The organism is Streptomyces sp. NBC_00306 (assembly GCF_036169555.1).
Lineage (GTDB): Bacteria > Actinomycetota > Actinomycetes > Streptomycetales > Streptomycetaceae > Streptomyces > Streptomyces achmelvichensis.
In genome coordinates, this window is record NZ_CP108032.1 from 7,242,370 (window position 1) to 7,261,481 (window position 19,112).

Annotated in this window: 17 protein-coding genes; 13 read left to right on the top strand and 4 right to left on the bottom strand. The window is 70.0% G+C overall.

The features are described 5' to 3' along the window. The first annotated feature begins 158 nt into the window (after positions 1–158). From OHA05_RS32420 to OHA05_RS32450, 7 genes are all read left to right on the top strand, one after another. Positions 159–2,246, top strand: coding sequence for a SpoIIE family protein phosphatase (locus OHA05_RS32420; RefSeq protein ID WP_413777701.1), 2,088 nt, complete (start codon positions 159–161; stop codon positions 2,244–2,246). A 126-nt stretch (positions 2,247–2,372) separates the two neighbouring features. Further along, a complete protein-coding gene (locus tag OHA05_RS32425; protein ID WP_443043855.1) occupies positions 2,373–3,569 on the top strand; it encodes an MFS transporter in 1,197 nt (398 codons plus the stop codon). A gap of 18 nt (positions 3,570–3,587) precedes the next feature. Then, positions 3,588–4,277 carry a YoaK family protein gene (locus OHA05_RS32430; RefSeq protein WP_328862507.1) on the top strand — a complete coding sequence of 230 codons (690 nt, stop codon included), beginning with the start codon at positions 3,588–3,590 and terminating at the stop codon, positions 4,275–4,277. A 67-nt stretch (positions 4,278–4,344) separates the two neighbouring features. Next, positions 4,345–4,521 carry a hypothetical protein gene (locus OHA05_RS32435; RefSeq protein WP_313942684.1) on the top strand — a complete coding sequence of 59 codons (177 nt, stop codon included), beginning with the start codon at positions 4,345–4,347 and terminating at the stop codon, positions 4,519–4,521. 155 nt (positions 4,522–4,676) lie between these two features. Next, positions 4,677–5,090, top strand: coding sequence for a hypothetical protein (locus OHA05_RS32440; RefSeq protein ID WP_313942683.1), 414 nt, complete (start codon positions 4,677–4,679; stop codon positions 5,088–5,090). A 118-nt stretch (positions 5,091–5,208) separates the two neighbouring features. Continuing rightward, on the top strand, positions 5,209–6,003 hold the full coding sequence (locus OHA05_RS32445; RefSeq protein ID WP_313942682.1) for an SDR family NAD(P)-dependent oxidoreductase: 795 nt from the start codon (positions 5,209–5,211) through the stop codon (positions 6,001–6,003). A gap of 107 nt (positions 6,004–6,110) precedes the next feature. Next, positions 6,111–6,557, top strand: a complete 447-nt coding sequence (locus OHA05_RS32450) for a nitroreductase family deazaflavin-dependent oxidoreductase (protein WP_313948779.1) — start codon at positions 6,111–6,113, stop codon at positions 6,555–6,557. Between the two features lie 50 nt (positions 6,558–6,607). On the opposite strand, the gene glpK is transcribed toward OHA05_RS32450, so the two are convergent. Next, the gene (glpK, locus tag OHA05_RS32455) at positions 6,608–8,125 is read right to left on the bottom strand and encodes a glycerol kinase GlpK (RefSeq protein WP_313942681.1); all 1,518 of its coding nucleotides are present in this window, start codon (positions 8,123–8,125) and stop codon (positions 6,608–6,610) included. Positions 8,126–8,467: 342 nt separating this feature from the next. Then, on the bottom strand, positions 8,468–9,361 hold the full coding sequence (locus OHA05_RS32460) for a GHMP family kinase ATP-binding protein (RefSeq protein ID WP_328862508.1): 894 nt from the start codon (positions 9,359–9,361) through the stop codon (positions 8,468–8,470). A gap of 308 nt (positions 9,362–9,669) precedes the next feature. Between OHA05_RS32460 and OHA05_RS32465 the strand changes: the two genes are divergently transcribed. From OHA05_RS32465 to OHA05_RS32490, 6 genes are all read left to right on the top strand, one after another. Continuing rightward, positions 9,670–10,674, top strand: coding sequence for a pyridoxal-phosphate dependent enzyme (locus tag OHA05_RS32465; protein ID WP_328862509.1), 1,005 nt, complete (start codon positions 9,670–9,672; stop codon positions 10,672–10,674). A 71-nt stretch (positions 10,675–10,745) separates the two neighbouring features. Beyond that, the gene (locus OHA05_RS32470) at positions 10,746–11,591 is read left to right on the top strand and encodes a Rossmann-like domain-containing protein (RefSeq protein ID WP_328862510.1); all 846 of its coding nucleotides are present in this window, start codon (positions 10,746–10,748) and stop codon (positions 11,589–11,591) included. Then, positions 11,588–12,856 carry an MFS transporter gene (locus OHA05_RS32475; protein WP_328862511.1) on the top strand — a complete coding sequence of 423 codons (1,269 nt, stop codon included), beginning with the start codon at positions 11,588–11,590 and terminating at the stop codon, positions 12,854–12,856. Before OHA05_RS32470 ends, OHA05_RS32475 begins: the two co-directional genes overlap by 4 nt. Positions 12,857–13,064: 208 nt before the next feature. Continuing rightward, positions 13,065–14,084: a FecCD family ABC transporter permease gene (locus OHA05_RS32480; RefSeq protein ID WP_328862512.1), complete on the top strand. Its 1,020-nt coding sequence runs from the start codon at positions 13,065–13,067 to the stop codon at positions 14,082–14,084. A gap of 1 nt (position 14,085) precedes the next feature. Then, positions 14,086–14,859, top strand: coding sequence for an ABC transporter ATP-binding protein (locus tag OHA05_RS32485; RefSeq protein ID WP_328862513.1), 774 nt, complete (start codon positions 14,086–14,088; stop codon positions 14,857–14,859). A 22-nt stretch (positions 14,860–14,881) separates the two neighbouring features. Then, the gene (locus OHA05_RS32490) at positions 14,882–15,886 is read left to right on the top strand and encodes an ABC transporter substrate-binding protein (protein WP_328862514.1); all 1,005 of its coding nucleotides are present in this window, start codon (positions 14,882–14,884) and stop codon (positions 15,884–15,886) included. Between the two features lie 27 nt (positions 15,887–15,913). On the opposite strand, the gene OHA05_RS32495 is transcribed toward OHA05_RS32490, so the two are convergent. Together OHA05_RS32495 and OHA05_RS32500 are read right to left on the bottom strand one after the other, a co-directional pair. Beyond that, a complete protein-coding gene (locus OHA05_RS32495) occupies positions 15,914–18,124 on the bottom strand; it encodes a xanthine dehydrogenase family protein molybdopterin-binding subunit (protein WP_328862515.1) in 2,211 nt (736 codons plus the stop codon). Continuing rightward, positions 18,121–19,110: an FAD binding domain-containing protein gene (locus OHA05_RS32500; protein ID WP_328862516.1), complete on the bottom strand. Its 990-nt coding sequence runs from the start codon at positions 19,108–19,110 to the stop codon at positions 18,121–18,123. Before OHA05_RS32500 ends, OHA05_RS32495 begins: the two co-directional genes overlap by 4 nt. Between the last annotated feature and the right edge of the window lie 2 nt (positions 19,111–19,112).

Consider the following 19,112-nt stretch of genomic DNA (forward strand, 5'->3'; position numbering starts at 1 on the left):
TGATCCTCTCCCGCCCGGCGGGGGAGCGCCCGCCGGATGCGGCCTGAGCCTGGCCGGAGGGACGATGGGAGGGTCCCTGGAGGGGCACACTGATGCCGAGGCCCGGAGTGGGTACACAGCGCCTCAAGAGGTGACGACAGGCGGACGGAGGTCGTGGGATGCGCGCTGCGGAGCCTTCCCCTGACCCTGCCGAGGGGGCCGTGCGTCCGGCGGCCATCACGTCCGAGTCCGGCGGCCTGATGGATGTCCTGAACGTCGCCGCCGTCATGCTGGACGCCGAGGGCAAGATCGCACTGTGGAGCCCTCAGGCCGAGAAGCTCTTCGGGTACAGCGCCGAGGAGGCCCTGGGGCGGCCCGCCGCCCGGGTCATGGTGCACGAGCAGCACCATGAGCTGGTGCAACGGCTGTTTGCCGAGGTCATGGGCGGTGAGGGCAACTGGGCGGGGGTCTTCCCCGTACGCCACAAGGACGGCACGTCCCTGCTCGTGGAATTCCGCAATATGCGGCTGGAGGACGACCGCAAGCACCTCTACGCCCTGGGGCTGGCCACCGAGCAGTCCACGTTGCGGCAGGTGGAGCGGGATCTCGCGCTGTCGACCCGGCTCATCGCCCAGTCCCCGATCGGCCTCGCCGTCGTCGACTCGGAGCTGCGGTACATCACCGTGAATCCGGCCCTGGAGCGCATCAACGGTCTCGCCGCCCAGGAGCATGTGGGACGTCACGTCCGTGAAGCCCTGCCGTTCCTGGACACCGTGGCCATAGAGTCCGACATGCGTCAGGTACTCGCCACGGGTGTGCCGATCCTCGACCGTGAGTCGGTGGGACACACCCCGGCCGACCCCGACAACCAGCGCGCCTGGTCCGTCTCCTTCTACCGCCTGGAGTCCTCGAACGGGCGTGTGCTCGGGCTCGCCGTGTCCGTCGTGGACGTCACCGAGCGTCATCGCGCCACGAGCGAGGTGGCCGCGGCCCGCCGGCGCCTCACTCTTGTGGCCGATGCCTCGATGCGGATCGGCACCACCCTCGACCTCGACCGGACCGCACGGGAGCTCGCCGAGGTGTCGGTGCCCGATCTGGCCGACGTCGCGGCGGTGGACGTGCTCGACAGCGCCCTGAACGGCCGAACGGGCCCGGTGGTGCACGACGGCCCCGCCACCTTCCGCGCCCTCGCCGTGGCCGCCTCGTTCTCCACCGACGCCATACGCGCCGCCGACCAGCCCGGCGAGGTCGCCCGCTACGAGGTCGACCGGCTGGTCACCCACTGCGTGAACACGGGCCGGCCGGTCCGCGTGTCCCACGTCGACGAGGACGACCTGCGGCGGATCGCACGCAGCCCCGAAGCCGCGGAGCTGCTGGCGGCCGCGGGTGTGCACTCCTACATGGCCGTTCCCCTGATCGCCCGCGGCGAGGTCCTCGGCGCCCTCGACCTGAAGCGCACCCGCAACCCCGAACCGTTCAACGACGACGACGAGCTCCTCGCGGGCGAGCTGGCCGCGCGGGCCGCGGTCTGCATCGACAACGCACGCTGGCACCGGCAGGTGCGCAACACCGCGCTCACCCTCCAGCGCAGCCTGCTCCCGCAGCAGCCGTCGGACCAGCCCGGCCTGGAGATCGCCAACCGCTACGAGCCCGCCCAGGCCGCCAGCGAGGTGGGCGGCGACTGGTTCGACGTCATCCCGCTGAGCGGGGAGAAGACCGCGCTCGTCGTCGGCGATGTGATGGGCAGCGGTATCAACGCCGCCGTCACCATGGGCCAGCTCCGCACCGCCACCCGCACCCTGGCCGAACTCGACCTCGCCCCCGACGAGGTGCTGCGCCACCTCGACCGCATCACCGACCGCATGGGACAGACCATCACCACCTGCGTGTACGCGGTCTACGACCCCCACCAGGCCCAGTGCCTCATCTCCACCGCTGGACATCTGCCGCCGGTTCTGGCCCGTCCCGGCCGGGCGCCGGAACTGCTCGACCTGCCCACCGGCGTACCGCTCGGCGTCGGCGGCTTCCCCTACCGCACCACCACCTTCGACCTGCGGCCGGGCGACGAGCTCGTCCTCTACACCGATGGTCTGGTGGAGACACGGGACGAGGCCATCGACGTCCGGCTCGACCTCCTTCTGTCGCTGCTCGGCGCGCCCGAACGAACCCTGGACGCGACCTGCGAAGTGCTCCTCCAGACGCTGAGGCAGCCGGGGGACCACGACGACGTCGCCCTCCTCATCGCCCGCGCGCGCACCCACCCCTGACACCGCCGCCCCGCCGGCACCTCCTCACGGAGCCGTCGCGCCCGCTCCGGCGCCGTCAGGCGCACGGCCGCCCCGGACGTGCCCCGCCGCCCGCCGCCCCCTACCGTTCACCCTGTGAGTGATCGCCTGAACACGCAGCCGGACCTGCGCCGCGGCGGCTATCTCCGGGCCGCCGGGATCTTCGCGGTGTGCATGGCGGGAACCACACTCCCCACCCCGCTCTACGGCCTCTATCAGGAGGAAATCGGGTTCTCCGAGCTGATCGTGACGGTCGTCTTCGCCGTCTACGCCTTCGGTGTCATCGGCGTCCTCCTGCTCGCGGGCAACATCTCCGACACCGTCGGCCGCCGACCCGTGCTGCTGTGCGGACTGGTCCTCGCCGCCCTCAGCGCGGTGTGCTTCCTGGCCGAGAGCGGACTGCCCCTGCTCTTCCTCGGCCGGTTCCTGTCGGGACTGTCCGCCGGACTGTTCACCGGTGCCGCGACCGCGTTCGTCATGGAATGCGCACCGCCGGGCAAGGAGGGCCGAGCCGCCTTCGCCTCGACCGCGGCCAACATGGGCGGGCTGGGCTGCGGTCCGCTGCTGGCGGGACTGCTCGCCCAGTACGCGCCGTGGCCCCTGAAGCTCCCCTTCCTCGTCCATCTCGCCCTGGTCGCCGTCTCGTTCGCGGTGCTCTGGTTCCTCCCCGAGACCGTGCGCGAGCCGAAGCCGCTGCGTGTCGGCCGCCCGCAGCGGCCCAGCCTGCCGCCCCAGGTGCGCGCCCTGTTCGTACCGGCCGGCCTCGCCGCGTTCGTCGGCTTCTCCCTGCTCGGCGTGTTCACCTCCGTGAGCCCCGCGTTCCTCGCACAGAGCCTCGGTGTGGAGAACCACGCGGTCGTCGGGCTCATCGTCTTCCTCGCCTTCTTCGCCTCCACCGTCGGACAGTTGCTGGTGCCCAGGCTGGGTGTGGCCCGGGCGCTGCCGGCCGGCTGTTTCACGCTCGTCGCCGGGCTGGCCCTGCTGGCCGGCGCGCTCGCCTGGGACCTGCTGGCGCTCGTGGTCCTCAGCGCGCTCGTCGGGGGCGCGGGACAGGGGCTCGCGCTCAGGGGCGCCGTCGCCTCGGTCGCGGGCGCGGCGCCCGAGGAGCACCGTGCCGGGGTCATCTCCTCGCTGTTCGTGGTCGCCTACACGGGCATCTCCATTCCCGTCATCGGCATCGGATTCCTCGCCGAACCGCTCGGCCTGGAGGACGCCGGACTGGTCTTCATCTGCTGCATGGTGCTGCTCGCCGGATCCGCCGGCATCTATCTGCTCCGCCGCCCGGCGGACCGCGCACGCGTCTGACGAGCCGGGAGCCGTCGCATGGCACACGACACGGACCCGTGGCTCACCGAGCCGCACCATCTGTTCGCCTCGGCCCCGGTGCTGCTCCTGACCCTGGCGACCGGCGCGGTCGACGCCATCAGCTTCCTTGCCCTCGGGGGCGTCTTCACCAGTGTCATGACCGCGAACCTGGCCCTCCTCGGACTCTCCGTCGGAAGCCGGCAACTCCCGCTGGCCGGCCATTCGCTGCTGGCGATCACGGGCTATGTCTGCGGCGTACTCCTCGGCAGCCGTATCACCGTGCTCCGCACCGGGCCGCGGTGGACGGGAGCGCGGTGCGCGCTGCTCGTGGAAACCGTCGTCCTGGGCGGCGCGACCGTCGCCTGGGTCCTGTGGGGCGGCGCTCCGCACAGCGGCGGCAGGCTCGCCCTGCTCGCGGTCATGTCGGTGGCGATGGGAGTGCAGGGCGGGGCCGTGCGGGCCGCCGGCGCCCCCGGGCTGTCGACGACGTACCTGACAGGCGCGCTGACCGGCGCGCTGACGAGCCTCATGACCACCGGCCGGCTCCAGTGGGACAACGCGGTTCTCGTCCTCGTCCTGATGGCAGGCGCGGCGCTGGGCGGGCTGATGCTCACTCAGGCCCGGCCCGCGGCCGTCGGGCTGCCGGCGGCTCTGGTGGCGGCCGCACTGGTCCTTTCCTTCGTCGTTCCGCCGCCGCGGCGCACCTGAAGGGAAACAGGTCTCTTTCCCGCTGAGCGGGGCACACGGTCCTCACCGATTCGAGGGGAGAACCTCCATGCTTGGCATCGCAGCAGCCGTCCTGTTCTTCATCGCGTTCCTCATCAACGCGGCGGAGATCTCGACGAACGACACGTTCACCGCCACCAACATCATGCTCATCGGCCTGATGCTGCTGGGTCTGCAGGTGGCGGGGATAGGGAGCAGCTGGTCGACGCGCAGCCGCAGACGTTGACCTGAGTCAGTGTCGGGAAGGGGGCGGACCGGATCACCGGCCCGCCCCCTTCCCGTGCGCTCTGTGCCGACGGGCCGGACCGGAAGGTGTACCGGGCACGACAGCCGGATGGCGGACATCGGTTTTCGGCGCCGATACGGGGTTACCCGAGCCCCATGACTGAATCGAACAAGCGAGTAACCACAGCGTCGAAGAACGAACACGTCAATGCCGCGCGAGCCGCGGGCGGGCGGGCCAAGCAGGCTTCGTCCCGGGCCGCGGACGCCGCTTCGGACGGTGCGAACGAGGCGCGGAACGCCACGGCGTCGGCCCTCGCGGGCGCCGGGAAGTCGGTCACCACGACTCTGGAGTCGGCCTCCAGGACGGTGGGCGGTGCGGCCGGTACGGCGACGAAGGCGGTGGGCGCGGCAGCCGGCACGGCCTGGCTGTTCATGAAGGCCCGCACCCTGCTCGTCGCGGGCGGTGGCGCGAGCGCCGTCGCGGTGGGCGCCGCCGCCTTCGCGGTCGGCCGGCGTTCCGCACGACGCGGTTTCGGCCCCGTGACCCGTGCGACCGGCGGCCGTATCTGAGTCTCCGCACGCGGCAATCCGCGTCGGTCTCGTACCGAGCACCGGGGACGAGGCCGGCGCGGATTCCCGCGCGTGGCGAACCCGATCCGCTCTGCGGAGATATGAGAGCGTGCGACGCGTGCACATTGATCTGAGCAGCCGGACGGCGGTCGTCACCGGATCGTCCCAGGGCATCGGACTCGCCATCGCGACGGGCCTTGCGCGGGCGGGTGCGAGGACGGTTCTCACCGGGCGGGGCGAAGAGCGTCTGCGGCAGGCCGCGGGCAGCCTGATCGAGGCGGTGCCGGCGGCCGATGTGGCGACCGTGACCTGCGACCTGACCACGGAGGAGGGCGCCGGGCTGCTGGGCCATGCGGTCCCCGACGCCGACATCCTCGTCAACAACCTCGGCATCTTCGGACCCACCGAAGCCCTGGACATCACCGACGACCAGTGGCGCGAGTACTTCGAGACCAACGTCCTCAGCGCCGTGCGCCTCATCCGTGCCTATCTGCCCGGCATGAAGGAGCGCGGCTGGGGCCGGGTCCTGAACATCGCCAGCGACTCGGCGCTCGTCGTCCCGGTCGAGATGATCCACTACGGCATGTCCAAGACGGCCCTGCTGGCCGTCTCACGCGGCTTCGCCAAGGACGCCTCCGGCGCCGGGGTGACGGTGAACTCCGTCATCGCGGGACCCACCCACACGCCGGGTGTGGAGGACTTCGTGTACGAACTGGTGGGCAAGGACAGACCCTGGGACGAGGCGCAGCGCGAGTTCATGCGACTGCACCGTCCACAGTCCTTGCTGGGGCGGCTGATCGAGCCCGAGGAGATCGCCAACCTGGTCGTCTATCTCAGCTCCGCGCAGGCGTCGGCGACCACCGGCGCGGCCGTCAGGGTCGACGGCGGCTACGTCGACTCCATCGTCCCCTGACGGACCCCTCGGACACCCCGCGCCACACGCGCGTCCGGGATGATCCCGGACGCGCGGCGCGTTGAACAACTGCCCAGAGACCTTTACCGACGACGGGATGGATGACCATGCCTCTTGAGGGTGAGTACGAGCCGAGCCCGGAGAAGTGGGTGCGTGACCAGGTGGAGCTGTTCGAGAGCTCCGGCGGCTCCAAGGGCACGACGCTGCGCGGGATGCCGGTCATCATCCTGACCACCCGCGGCGCCAAGAGCGGCAAGATCCGCAAGTCCCCGCTGATGCGGGTGGAGCACGAGGGCGAGTACGCCGTGGTCGCCTCGCTGGGCGGGGCGCCGAAGCACCCTGTCTGGTACCACAACGTGGTGGCCGATCCCCGGGTGGAGCTCCAGGACGGCGCCGTGCGCCAGGACATGACGGCACGTGAGGTGACCGGCGAGGAGAAGGCCGTGTGGTGGGCCCGCGCGGTCGAGGCGTACCCCGACTACGCGGACTACCAGAAGAAGACGGACCGGGAAATCCCCGTCTTCGTGCTGGAGCGGGTGCCCGAGGGCCACTGACGGCCCGTCCGAAGGCCGTCAGTGGCCGACGTGCACCCGTCGGTGCCGGTCTATTCGACCTTGGCCCAGTCGAGCGTGCGCTCCACGGCCTTCTTCCAGCCCGCGTAGCCCTCCGCACGCTGGTCCTCGGACCACTGCGGCTCCCAGCGCTTCGACTCCTGCCAGTGGGTGCGCAGTTCGTCGGTGTCGCGCCAGAAGCCCGTGGCCAGACCGGCCGCGTAGGCGGCACCGAGCGCGGTGGTCTCGGCGACGACCGGACGGCTGACCGGTACGCCGAGGACATCGGCCTGGATCTGCATGCACAGGTCGTTGGCGGTCACACCGCCGTCGACCTTGAGCACGTCGAGGTGGACGCCGGAGTCCTGCTCCATGGCCTCCACCACGTCCCGGCTCTGGTAGCAGATGGCTTCGAGCGTCGCCCGCGCCAGATGGCCGTTGTCGTTGTACCGGGCGAGGCCGACGATCGCGCCGCGGGCGTCGGAACGCCAGTACGGGGCGAACAGTCCGGAGAAGGCGGGGACGAAGTACATCCCGCCGTTGTCCTCGACCGTGCGGGCCAGTGTCTCGCTCTCGGCGGCCGTCTTGACGATCTTCATCTGGTCGCGCAGCCACTGGACCGCGGAACCGGTGACCGCGATGGAGCCCTCCAGGGCGTAGACCGCGGGGCTGTCGCCGAACTGGTACGCCACCGTGGTGAGCAGGCCGTGCTCCGAACGCACCAGCTCCGTACCGGTGTTCAGCACCAGGAAGTTGCCGGTGCCGTAGGTGTTCTTGGCCTCGCCCGGCGAGTAGCAGACCTGGCCGACGGTCGCCGCCTGCTGGTCGCCGAGCACGCCGGCGATGGGGATGGCCTCACGCAGGGGCCGCGACGTACGTGTCTCGCCGTAGGCATCCGCGCTGGAGGACGGCTTGATGCTCGGCAGCATCGACCGCGGGATGTCGAAGAATCCCAGCAGTTCGTCGTCCCAGTCCAGCGTCTCGAGGTTCATCAGCATGGTGCGGCTGGCGTTCGTCACGTCCGTGGCGTGGATGCCGCCGTCGGGACCGCCGGTGAGGTTCCACAGCACCCAGGCATCGGTGTTGCCGAAGATGGCATGGCCCTGCTGAGCGGCTTCGCGGACGCCGTCGACGTTCTCCAGGATCCACTGGATCTTGCCGCCGGAGAAGTACGTCGCGGGCGGCAGACCCGCCTTGCGGCGGATGACGTCACCCTTGCCCGAGCGCTCCAGGGCGGCGGCGATGGAGTCGGTGCGGGTGTCCTGCCAGACGATGGCGTTGTAGTAGGGGCGGCCGTTGCGCGGGTCCCAGACGACGGTCGTCTCCCGCTGGTTGGTGATACCGATCGCCGCCAGGTCGGCCGGCGACAGATTTCCGTGCCGGAGGGCGTTCTGGATCACCGAGTTGGTGCGCTCCCAGATCTCGACGGGGTCGTGCTCGACCCACCCCGATCGGGGAAGGATCTGCTCGTGCTCCAGTTGATGCTTCGCCACTTCGTTTCCGGCGTGGTCGAAGATCATGAAACGGGTGCTGGTGGTTCCCTGATCCACCGCGCCGACGAAGTCCGCCATGGCTGTGCCGCCTCTCCTGTCGGATGGGCTGGGTGTTGCCTCCGCGTGCTGCGCGGAGGGCTCGGTCAGCCTTCCGGGGCCGGAACGCGTCCGGGGAATCGCCCAGCCATGGGAGCCTGCTTCCGCCGGTTCGGGACCGGTCGTCGACTGCCCGGGTTGTCCAGAAAACAGCGTAGAACGGACCGCGGTGATCCGCGCGCGATGGAATGCGGTCCCGCCTCCTGCAAGGGCGCTCGGATGGCGCCTGGTAAGAAAAGTGCAGGTCAGGAACTTCTTGCGGGCGGCCCTGCCGGCGCAGGGTCTTGTCGGTCCGCGCGCTCCACGGCGTCGCACGGGGTGGGGTCACGCGGGGACGGCGAGGCTCGGCTCCGGGAAGTGGGCGTCCGGGAAGCTGAGAGTCCGGTAGACCGACACGCCTCCCGCCAGTTCCGTGCACGCCCGAGCCGCGGCGGTGGCGCGGTGCGTGCATGCGGGGTCGGCCGCGTCCAGCAGCACTCCCAGCGTCGTGCCGCTGTGTCCGACGGCCACGCCCAGTCCGCCGACCTCGCGGCAGACATCACGCATGCGCTCCAACGACCGTTTGTGCCGAAGGGATTGGTTCATCAGCGCGCTGCGGGTGGCGACCCGCCCGACCTCCGCGAGGTCGCGGGAGCGTACGGCGCCGGTGAGCCGGTCCAGCAGACGCGCGTACTCGTGCCGGTCCGCTGTCGTGAACGGCTTGGGGATGCGGTTGAAGTCGACGGTGTCGACCGCTCCGCCCTCGTCGATCCCCACCACGGTCATGGCGGGCAGGGACCCGAGGACGGCGCGCAGGCGCACGCTGCGATGGTGGAAGGCGACGATGCCCGGGTAGAGCACGCCGTCGGTGGGTTCGATGCCTGCCAGGAGTCGCTCGATCCGGGCGGCGGGCATCGCGATGCCCAGGGCCTGCCCCACGGCCCGCGCGGTCGCGACCAGGTCGGCCGATGAGCTGGCCAGCCCCTTGCCCTCCGGGATGACGCTGTTGACGGTCAGCACCCCGCCGGTCGGTCGCGGCGTCTGCTCGACGATGGTGCGTGCCAGCTGCAGGGCCTTTTGCTTACGGGCCGGCCGGACCACCACCTCGCCCATGTGCGGATCGGGCCGGAAGGTCGCCCTCGTCCAGCGCGCGACGGGCAGGGTGACGAGGAAGTCGCCGTCCTGCTCAGGCAGCACGCCTTGGAGCAGCTCGCCGAAGGTCCCGAAGGCGGTCCCCACTCCGCTGCCCGTCGTCCCTCTCGCCGGCTCCCCGCGCGGTGGACATGGTCGTGCCCCGGCCTCCTGGGTCGGCTTCACGGGACTCCTCCCTGGTTACACGTCAAATGAAAGTGATAATCGTTTCTATATGAGTCCGGCACCGCGGGGCAAGTCCGGGCGTCGAGGCGCAATCGGTCTTGACAATCATTTTCAATTAGTGTGATGCTCTCGCTCGATCCGGTCGTCACCAGGCGCCGGGGACACCGACACCGTTCAGACCTACCTGCTCAAGCGGTCCCGGCACAGGGGCGGCTGACAGGAAGACGGGCATGCACACACACATAGCTGAAGCGATCAAGAAACCCGATCTCATCTCCCTGCGGCCGGACGTCATCTGTCTCCGGTTCGAGACGATGAAGATCTACTCGGCGCTGGGGGCGGTCCGCCATCTCCTGGAGTCGGGTGCCGTCGAACCCGGTGACACGCTCGTCGACAGCTCCAGCGGCATCTACGCACAGGCGCTGGCACTGGCCTGTCACCGGTACGGAATGAAGTGCCACATCGTGGGATCCACGACGGTGGACCGCACCCTCCGCGCGCAGTTGGAGATCCTCGGCGTCACGCTGGAGCAGGTCCGGCCGTCGAAGAACCTGCGTCTCGACCAGGAACTCCGGGTGCGGCGCATCGCCGAGATCCTGGAGGCGAACCCCTCGTACCACTGGATGCGGCAGTACCACGACTCCATCCACTACCTCGGTTACCGCGACGTGGCCGACACGATCGCCCGGGAGGTCCCCGACGGGCCCCTGGCCCTGGTGGGCGGTGTGGGATCGGGCGCCTCGACCGGTGCCATCGCCACCTATCTGCGCGAGGCCGGCCGGGATGTGTCACTCGTCGGCGTACAGCCCTTCGGCAGCGTCACGTTCGGCTCGGAGCACGTGTCGGACCCGGACATGATCATCGCGGGGATCGGCAGTGCCATCCCGTTCCGGAACGTCCGGCACGAGCTCTACGAGAGGATCCACTGGGTCAATTTCGACTGCGCGCTCTCCGGCGCCGTCGAACTCCTGCGGAGCAGCGGCATCTTCGCCGGCCTCTCGGCCGGCGCCGCGTACCTCACCACTCGCTGGGAACGCACCCGGGACGACTCCCGCACCCATGTCTTCATCGCCGCCGACACCGGCCATCGCTACGTCGAGAGCGCCTACGCATGGCACGCGCAAGCCCCGGACATCGACACCCTCAAGCCGCACGAGATCACCTCACTCGACGAGCTCAGTCTCCCCTGGTCGACGACCTCCTGGTCCGACGTCCGCGTTCCGCAAGGGAGTTGACGGCGCCGACTCCCCACCGCGGCCGAACTGCCCGCACCGCAGTACGTACAACCCCGACGAGAGAACCCGAGATGCCACACCTCATGCCGCAGACAGTCGCGGAACTGACCGACGCCGTACTGTCGGACGCCCACGGTCCCGCCCCCAGGAATCTGGCCGTCAACAGCGCCTTCTGGCTCTACCACACCACCCGGCTCGCCGGGGGCGAGGCCACGTACCACAACCACTACCTTGTGCTCCGGGTCGGGCACGCCTTCGGCGCCTGCTCCTTCGAAGCCGGTGAACTCGCCCCCGACTTCTGCGAGAACGCCTCCGGCCACACCCTCGACACGCTGCTGCGCCACGAGTCCGCCCCGGTCCGTGTCGCCGCACTCGACGCCTACCTCTCCCACGTGCGTCCGCACCGCGATGCGCCCGATGCCGAACCGGTCACCCTTCCGGCCGGGACGCCGGAGATCCGTGCCCGGGCCCGCGACGCCTCCGTCGCCGGTCTCCTCGACATCGAGCCGGGCGCGAAGGTGGCCCTCATCGGCGTGGTCAATCCGCTCGTCGCGGCGATACGCGACCGCGGAGGTGTGTGCCTGCCCTGCGACCTCAATCTGCGCACCACCCAGTGGGGCGACCGGGTCGGCGACGACATGACCGAGGTGCTGGGCCAAGCCGATGCCGTCGTGGCGACCGGTATGACCCTGAGCAACGGCACGTTCGACCTGATCCTCGAGCACTGCCGCGAGCAGGGCGTCCCCCTGGTCGTCTACGCGCAGACGGGCAGTGCGGTCGCCCGTGCGTTCCTGTCCGGCGGAGTCACCGCACTGAACGCCGAGCCCTTCCCCTTCTCGCAGTTCAGCGCCGACCCGACACTCATGTACCGCTACCGCGCCGACAAGCCGGTGCTCACGGGGGGAGTCGGCTCGTGACCACCGACGCCAAGACGTCGGCGACGGACCGCCGGACGGAGGAGGAGCCGCTGCCGGGCGACCTGAGGATGGCCGGTGCCCTGTGGCCCGTCCTGCTCGCCTCGGCCGTCGGCCTGCTGCCGTTCACCATCTTCAGCACCTACCTGGTGCCGATCGCGGACGAGGCGGGAAGCAGCGTCGCGGCGATGGGCGGGCTGCGCGGACTCGGCGGCCTGGCAGCCCTGTTGGTCGGCACCGCGCTCGCCCCCTTCATCGACCGCGTACGCAAGGAGTGGGCGGTCGCGGGCGGACTCGTCGCCCTCGGCGCTTCAACGGCGCTCGGTGCGAGCGGGGACTTCGTGCTGCTGGCGGTGTTCTGTCTGCTGGTCGGCGCGAGTACGTCCGTGCTGAACCCGGCCCTCACCGCGGCGGCCGCCGACCGCTTCGGTACGGGCAGGGCGGCCGGCCGGGCGGCGACCCTGGTCACAGCGGTGCAGTCGATGACCGCCATGCTCGCGGCGCCGCTCGTGGCCCTGCCCGCCCTCCTCTGGGGCTGGGAGGGAGACCTCCTCGCCGTGACCGCGGCCTCGGTTCTCCTCGCCGGGCTCTTCCTCGCACGGGCCGAGCCGAGGAAGGCCGAGGGGGGCGGGAAGGAACAACGCCTGAGCTATCTCGCCTCGTTCACGGCGCTCGGAGCGGTTCGCGGAGCCGTGCCCCTGCTTCTCATTTCCCTGCTCCGCACCGCGGTCTTCATGGGCTACCTCGCCTATCTGGCGGCCTTCTACGACGACCGCTTCGGGCTCGACCCCGGCCTCTTCGCGTTCGTCTGGACGCTGAGCGGCGCGTCGTACTTCGTGAGCAACCTCCTCACCGGGCGGATCACGAACTCCGCCGAACCCCGGATCAGCACCGAACGCCTGCTGGCCATCGGCCTCGTCGCTGCGCTGGTGTCGGTCGTGGGCTTCTACTTCACGCACTGGCTGCCGCTCGCCCTCACGCTCACCTCGCTGCATGCGGCGAGCCATGCCGTCGTGGCCGCGTGCGCCGTCAGTCTCCTGGTACGGCGCTGCGGCCCGCTGCGCGGCTCGGCCCTGAGCCTCAACGCGGCGGGCCAGAGCCTCGGGGTCTTCGTCGGCGCGGCCCTGGGCGGCGCCGGTCTCGGCCTGGCGGGTTTCCCGGGCATCGCCGCCGCCTTCGGCGCCCTTGTCGTCGTGGCGCTCGGCGCGGCCGGCGTGGTGTCCCGCCACGGCGCCCAGGAACGGGAGCAGGAGGCGGCCGCCGCGTAGCCGACGAGCCCCCGGCCTCGTACCGCCCGGCCGTCGTCACAGCTTTCCCCCGAACACTTCTCCTCCTACCGAAAGTGAAGGCGGCTCCATGCCTCCGCCCGCGATCACCTCACCACCGGTCGGCACCGGTGAAACGGGATCAGCCGACATCCCAACATCCGCGGCCGCGACCGGTCTCAAGGGCCGACTTACCTCGTCTCATGGCCTGTTGGCGGCCTGCCTCATCCTGCTCGCCGTCCTCCTCGTCTCCGTCGTCGTGGCCATCGGTCTGGGATCCGCGGTGATCACGCCGGGGGAGACCGCCCGGTATCTGTGGGCGGCCCTCAGCGGCGGACACATCGCCGAGGACGAGGTGACGACGTATCAGATCATCTGGCAGATCCGTGCACCGCGGGTCCTGACCGCGGCCCTCGTGGGCGCCGGGCTGAGTGCCGTCGGCGTCGCCATCCAGGCCCTGGTGCGCAACGCCCTTGCGGACCCCTTCGTCCTCGGCGTCTCCTCAGGGGCGTCCGTCGGCGCCGTCGGCGTCACGGTCACCGGCGGCCTCGCCGCGCTCGGCATCTACGCGGTGTCCGCCGGCGCCTTCATCGGCGCCCTGGTGGCGGCGGTCCTGGTCCACGCGGCCGCATCCAGCCGGGGCACGCTCTCACCGCTGCGCCTGGTCCTGACCGGAGTGGCCATGTCGCTCGGCTTCCAGGCGCTGATGAGCGTGATCATCTACGTCGCCCCGGACAGTGAGGCGACCAGCATGATCCTCCACTGGACGATGGGCAGCTTCGGCGCCGCCAGCTGGGGCTCGCTGCCCGTCGTCTGCGTCGCCGTCCTGCTCGGTCTGGCCGTGCTCCACCGACACGGCCGGGCGCTGGACGTCCTCGCCCTCGGGGACGAGACGGCCGCGAGCCTCGGGATCAGCCCCGACCGGCATCGCAAGGGCCTGCTCGTGATCGTCTCACTCGTGACGGGGGTGATGGTCGCCGTCAGCGGAGCCATCGCCTTCGTCGGCCTGGTCATGCCGCACGTGGTGCGCATGGTCGTCGGGGCCGCCCACGTCCGGGTGCTGGCCGTCGCCCCTCTGCTGGGGGCGATCTTCATGGTGTGGGTCGACCTGGTGTCGCGGACGCTCGTGGCACCCCGTGAGCTGCCGCTGGGCGTCATCACCGCACTGGTCGGAGTGCCGGTGTTCATCGTGCTGATGCGTCGCAAGAGCTATCTGTTCGGGGGTCGTTGAGATGGATTTGACACTCGACGGGCTCTCGGTGGTGACCGACGGCAGAAGTCTGGTGCGCGATCTCTCGCTGCGGGTGGACAGCGGCCGGGTCGTGGGCCTGGTCGGCCCGAACGGCAGCGGCAAGTCCACCGCGCTGCGCTGTGTGTACCGGGCGCTTCGCCCCAGCAGCGGCACGGTGTGGGTGGGCGACGACGATCTCTCCCGTCTCGCGATGCGCCGCAGCGCGCAGACCGTCGCCGCCATGACCCAGGACGGCGCCGTCGACCTCGACTTCACGGTCGAGGAACTCGTCGCCCTGGGGCGAACGCCCCACCTCCAGGGCAATCAGGCACTCGGCCGACGGGAACGGGAGCTGTGCGAGCGGGCGATGGAGCGGCTCGACATCCGGCATCTCGCGCGGCGCGGAGTGCTGACCCTCTCGGGCGGAGAGCGTCAGCGCGTCCTGTTGGCCCGTGCTCTCGTCCAGGAGCCGAAGATCCTCGTACTGGACGAGCCGACCAACCATCTCGACGTACGCCACCAGGTCCAGCTGCTCTCGCTCCTGCGCGGCTCGGGGCTCACCGTCCTCATCGTCCTGCACGACCTCAACCTGGCCTCGGCGGCCTGTGATCACATCGGCGTCCTCTCCGACGGCCGCCTGGTGACGGCGGGTTCGCCCGCCCATGTCCTCACCCCGGAGCTAGTCGACGAGGTGTTCGGTGTCGAGGCCGACGTGGTTCCCCACCCGCTCACGGGGGCTCCCCAACTGCTGTATTCGCTCAACTCCTCCTGGTGAGAGGCCTATCCACGTGTTGCGTATGAATCGATCGTCCGGCGCGGTGTCCCGAGGCACCGCAATCGGATCCGCGCTCGCCGCCGTCCTGCTGCTCAGCGGCTGCGGCGCCGAGGTCGGGACGGACGCCGAGGCGTCCGGGAAGGTCACCGTGAAGCGCTGCGGTGAGCCGGTCGCGTACACGACCCCGCAGCGCGCCGTCGCCTACGAGGGCGGCAGCGCCGACAAGCTGTTCAGCCTCGGCCTGACCGAGCATGTGCACGGCTATGTGATGCCGCCGGCCAACCCGCCGGTGAGCGAGTCCCCCTGGGCGTCCGAGTACGCCAAGGTCAAGATGCTCAGCGACGACCTCCTCAACAAGGAACTGGTGGTGGAGGCCAAGTCCGACTTTGTCGTGGCGGGCTGGAACTCCGGCTTCAAGGACGAGCGGGGCATCACGCCGAAGATCCTGGATCAGCTCGGGATCCAGAGTTTCCTGCACACCGAGAGCTGCTTCAACTACCCCGGGTACCCCGAGAAGGTCACCCCCTTCGAAGGGCTCTACACCGACCTCGACCGACTGGGCCGGATCTTCCGGGTCGAGGACAGGGCGGACAAGGTCGTCGCCGGCCTGAAACGCCGGGTCGAGGCGGTCGCGGAACAGGCGCCCCAGGGCAACGCGGTGCCGGTCTTCCTCTACGACTCGGGCACCGATCAGCCCTTCACCGCGGGCAATCAGGTCCCGCCCAACGACATCATCAGGACCGCGGGCGGCAGGAACATCTTCGACGGACTCGACCAGCGCTGGACCCAGGTGAACTGGGAGGCGGTCGCCGAGGCCGAACCCGAGGTGATCATGATCCTCGACTACGGCGACCTGCCGGCCAGGAAGAAGATCGACTTTCTGCGGAAGTCCCCGCACACGAGGGAACTCCCCGCGGTCAAGAAGAACAACTTCTTCGTCCTCGACTACAACGAGGGCATCAGCGGACCGAGGAACGTCGACGGCCTGGAGAAGTTCGCGAAGTACATGCGGACACTGGGTGGTTGACCCCACGTCGGCAGTCGGCAAGCCCCGTCAGAGGAGCTGGTCGATGGTGAAGGGGAGGGACCGCAGACGACGGCCGGTGGCGTGATGGATTGCGTTGCCGATGGCTGCCGCCACGCCGACCAGGCCGATCTCGCCGACACCCTTGGTTCCGACGTTCGTTGCGCGGTCGGGAGTCCCGCAGAAGATGACCTCCATGTCGGGAACGTCGGCGTTGACGGGCATCAGGTAGTCGCCGAACGTGGGGTTGGCGATACGACCGGTGCCCTCGTCGGTCTCGGTCGCCTCGAACATGGCCTGGCTGATACCGCCGACGGTGCCGCCGACGATCTGGCTGGTGGCCGTCTTCTCGTTGAGGATGCGTCCGCCGTCGATGGCGGAGACCACCCGCTTGACCCGCAGCAGGCCGAGCCCGGGGTCGATGCGGATCTCGACGAACTTGGCTCCGAAGGCGCCGGAGGGGGCCATGCCGATCTGCTTCCCGTCGGGCGGGGTACTGCGACCGTCGGCGCTGACCTCCTCCAGACCGTGGCGGGCGAGGATGTCGGTGTAGGGCTCGCCCTGGTCCGGAGCGCTGATGCGGTGGAGCCGTCCTTCGCCGACGGTGACGTCGTCCGCTGAAGCACCGCGCAGTGGCGACTTGTCGTCGTCGCGCACGATGTCGAGCAGTTCGTGGACGAGGTTGTCGCACGCGGTGTGGATCGCGTTGGCCAGCGCTCCGGTCAGGCCGGAGCCGCCGGCCTGGGGCGAGTAGGGCATGTCGGAGTCGCCGAGGTCGAAGCGGACCCTGCTGATCTCCAGTCCGAGGAGTTCGGCGGCGAACTGCGTCATCACGGTGTAGGTTCCGGTGCCGATATCGGTGGCGGCGCTCCGTACATACGCCGAGCCGTCGCGGCGCAGGGACGCCCGTGCCTGGCAGGGAGCCTGGTAGAACGGGTAGGACACACCGGCCATGCCGTACCCGACGAGCCATCGGCCGTCACGCATGGAGCCGATGTCGGGCGTACGGCGCGACCAGCCGAACCGCTCCGCACCCTGGGTGTAGCAGTCGCGGAGGGCCTTGCTCGACCAGGGCAGACCCAGCAGCGGGTGGTCTTCGGCATAGTTGCGCAGACGGAGTTCCAGCGGATCCATACCGATGGCGTGGGCCGCCTCGTCGATGGCGGACTCCAGAGCGAAGTTGCCCTGGCCTTCGGCGGGAGCGCGCATGGACCCGGGGCAGGGGATGTTCAGACGGGCCTGCCGGTCGCGCGTCATCACGTTGGGGCACGCGTAGGACACGGCCGAGCAGCCGGAGACCGGCTCGAAGTCGTCGTCCTCCATCGCCACCGACGAGATTCCGTGGTGCTCGATGGCGACGAGGTCCCCGGCCCTGGTGACCCCGATCCTGATCTGCTGGACGCTGTCCGGACGGTGCCCGACCGAGGTGAACATCTGCGGTCGCGTCAGCACCAGTTTCACGGGATGCCTGACCTCGCGGGCGGCCAGCGCGGTCAGGATGACGTGGGACCACACCCGCAGGCCGGCGCCGAAGCCGCCGCCGACGAACGGCGCGAGCACCCGGATACCGCTCTCCGGTACACCGAAGACCGTGGCGAGTGTCGTGCGTACGTTGTGGGGCCACTGCGTGGAGTCGTGCACGGTGAGAGAGTCGCCGTGCCATGAGGCGATGGTGCTCATCAGGCCGAGCGGGTTGTTGGTGTTGTCGGGCGTCGTGTAGCGCCCTTCGACCACGACGTCCGCCTCGGCGAAGCCGGCGGACACGTCGCCCCGATCCGAGTCCATCCCCCAGGGGTTGGTCAGGACCTGCGCGTTCGGATCCTCCACGTCGAGCAACGCTTCGGCCGGCTCGTATTCCACACGTACCAGCGACGCGGCGTGCCGGGCCTGCTCGGCGCTGTCGGCCACCACGATCGCGATGTGCTGGCCGTAGTGGAGAATCCGGTCGTCCTGCATGGGCGCCGGCGGCGACGGCCCGAGCAGTGTCATCGGTCCGCGCGGCAACTGCGGAGCGGTGAGATGGGTGATCACCGTCAGGACGCCGGGTGCGGACTGCGCGTCGGAGGCGTCGATACTGCGGATGCGTCCCGCGGCGATGGTGCTCCCCACCAGGGCGGCGTGCACCATGCCCGGATAGCTGAAGTCATTGGGGTAGTGCGCTGCCCCGGTGACCTTCAGCGGTGCGTCTACGCGCTCGATGCCTTCACCGACGACCGCGCGGGGAGTTTCGAGGGTGGTCATGACGGGGCTCCTGCAACGGTCTCGAGCGTGCGCACCAGGGTGCGCTTGGCCAGATCCACCTTGAAGGCGGTGCCCGGCAGCGTCTGTGCGCCCTCCAGGGCTGCCTCCGCGGCCATCCGGAAGCGTTCGTCGCTCGCCGGTGCTCCTCGCAGCACCTCCTCGGCGTCCCAGGCCCGCCACGGGACCGTGCCGACGCCGCCCAGGCCGATCCGTGCGTCGCGGATGGTGTCGCCCTCCAACTGCAGAGCAACGCCGGCCGAGGTCAGGGCGAACTCGTAGGACACCCGGTCGCGGACCTTCAGGTAGTGGGACCGGGTGTCCTGCGGCAGCAGCGGAATCTCGACCTCGGTGATCAGCTCACCGTGGTTCAGCACGTTCTCGATGTGCGGTGTCGAACCGGGTTCCCGGTAGAACCGCGTCAGGGGTACCGACCGGGGGCCGTCCTGGCCCTGGACATGGACGACGACGTCCAGCGCCACGAAGGGGATCGCGACGTCCGAGGCATGCAACGCGATGCATTGATCGCTTGTGCCCAGGATGGCGTGCATGCGCTGAAAGCCGGTGATCGCGGCGCAGCCGGACCCGGGGTCGCGCTTGTTGCAGGCACCTACGGTGGGGTCCCTGAAGTAGCGGCACCGGGCACGCTGCAACAGGTTGCCGCCGATGGTCGCCATATTCCTCAGCTGCGTGGAGGCTCCGAGCAGGAGCGCCTCACGCACGAACGGAAGCCGTTCGCGCAGCACGGGATCCGCTGCCAGTTCCTCCATCGTCGTCAGCGCACCGACGTGCACCGACGACTCGGCGTGCATGATCCCCTTCAGCGGCAGCCGGGTGATGTCGACCAGCCGATCGGGATGAAGGACGCCGTCCTTCATCAGATCCAGCTGGGTCGTGCCTCCGGCCAGGAATGACGTTTTCGGGTCGGCCGTCACGGCCGCGACTGCTTGCTCGGTCTCGGCGGGCCGGACGTATTCGAAGGGGCGCATCG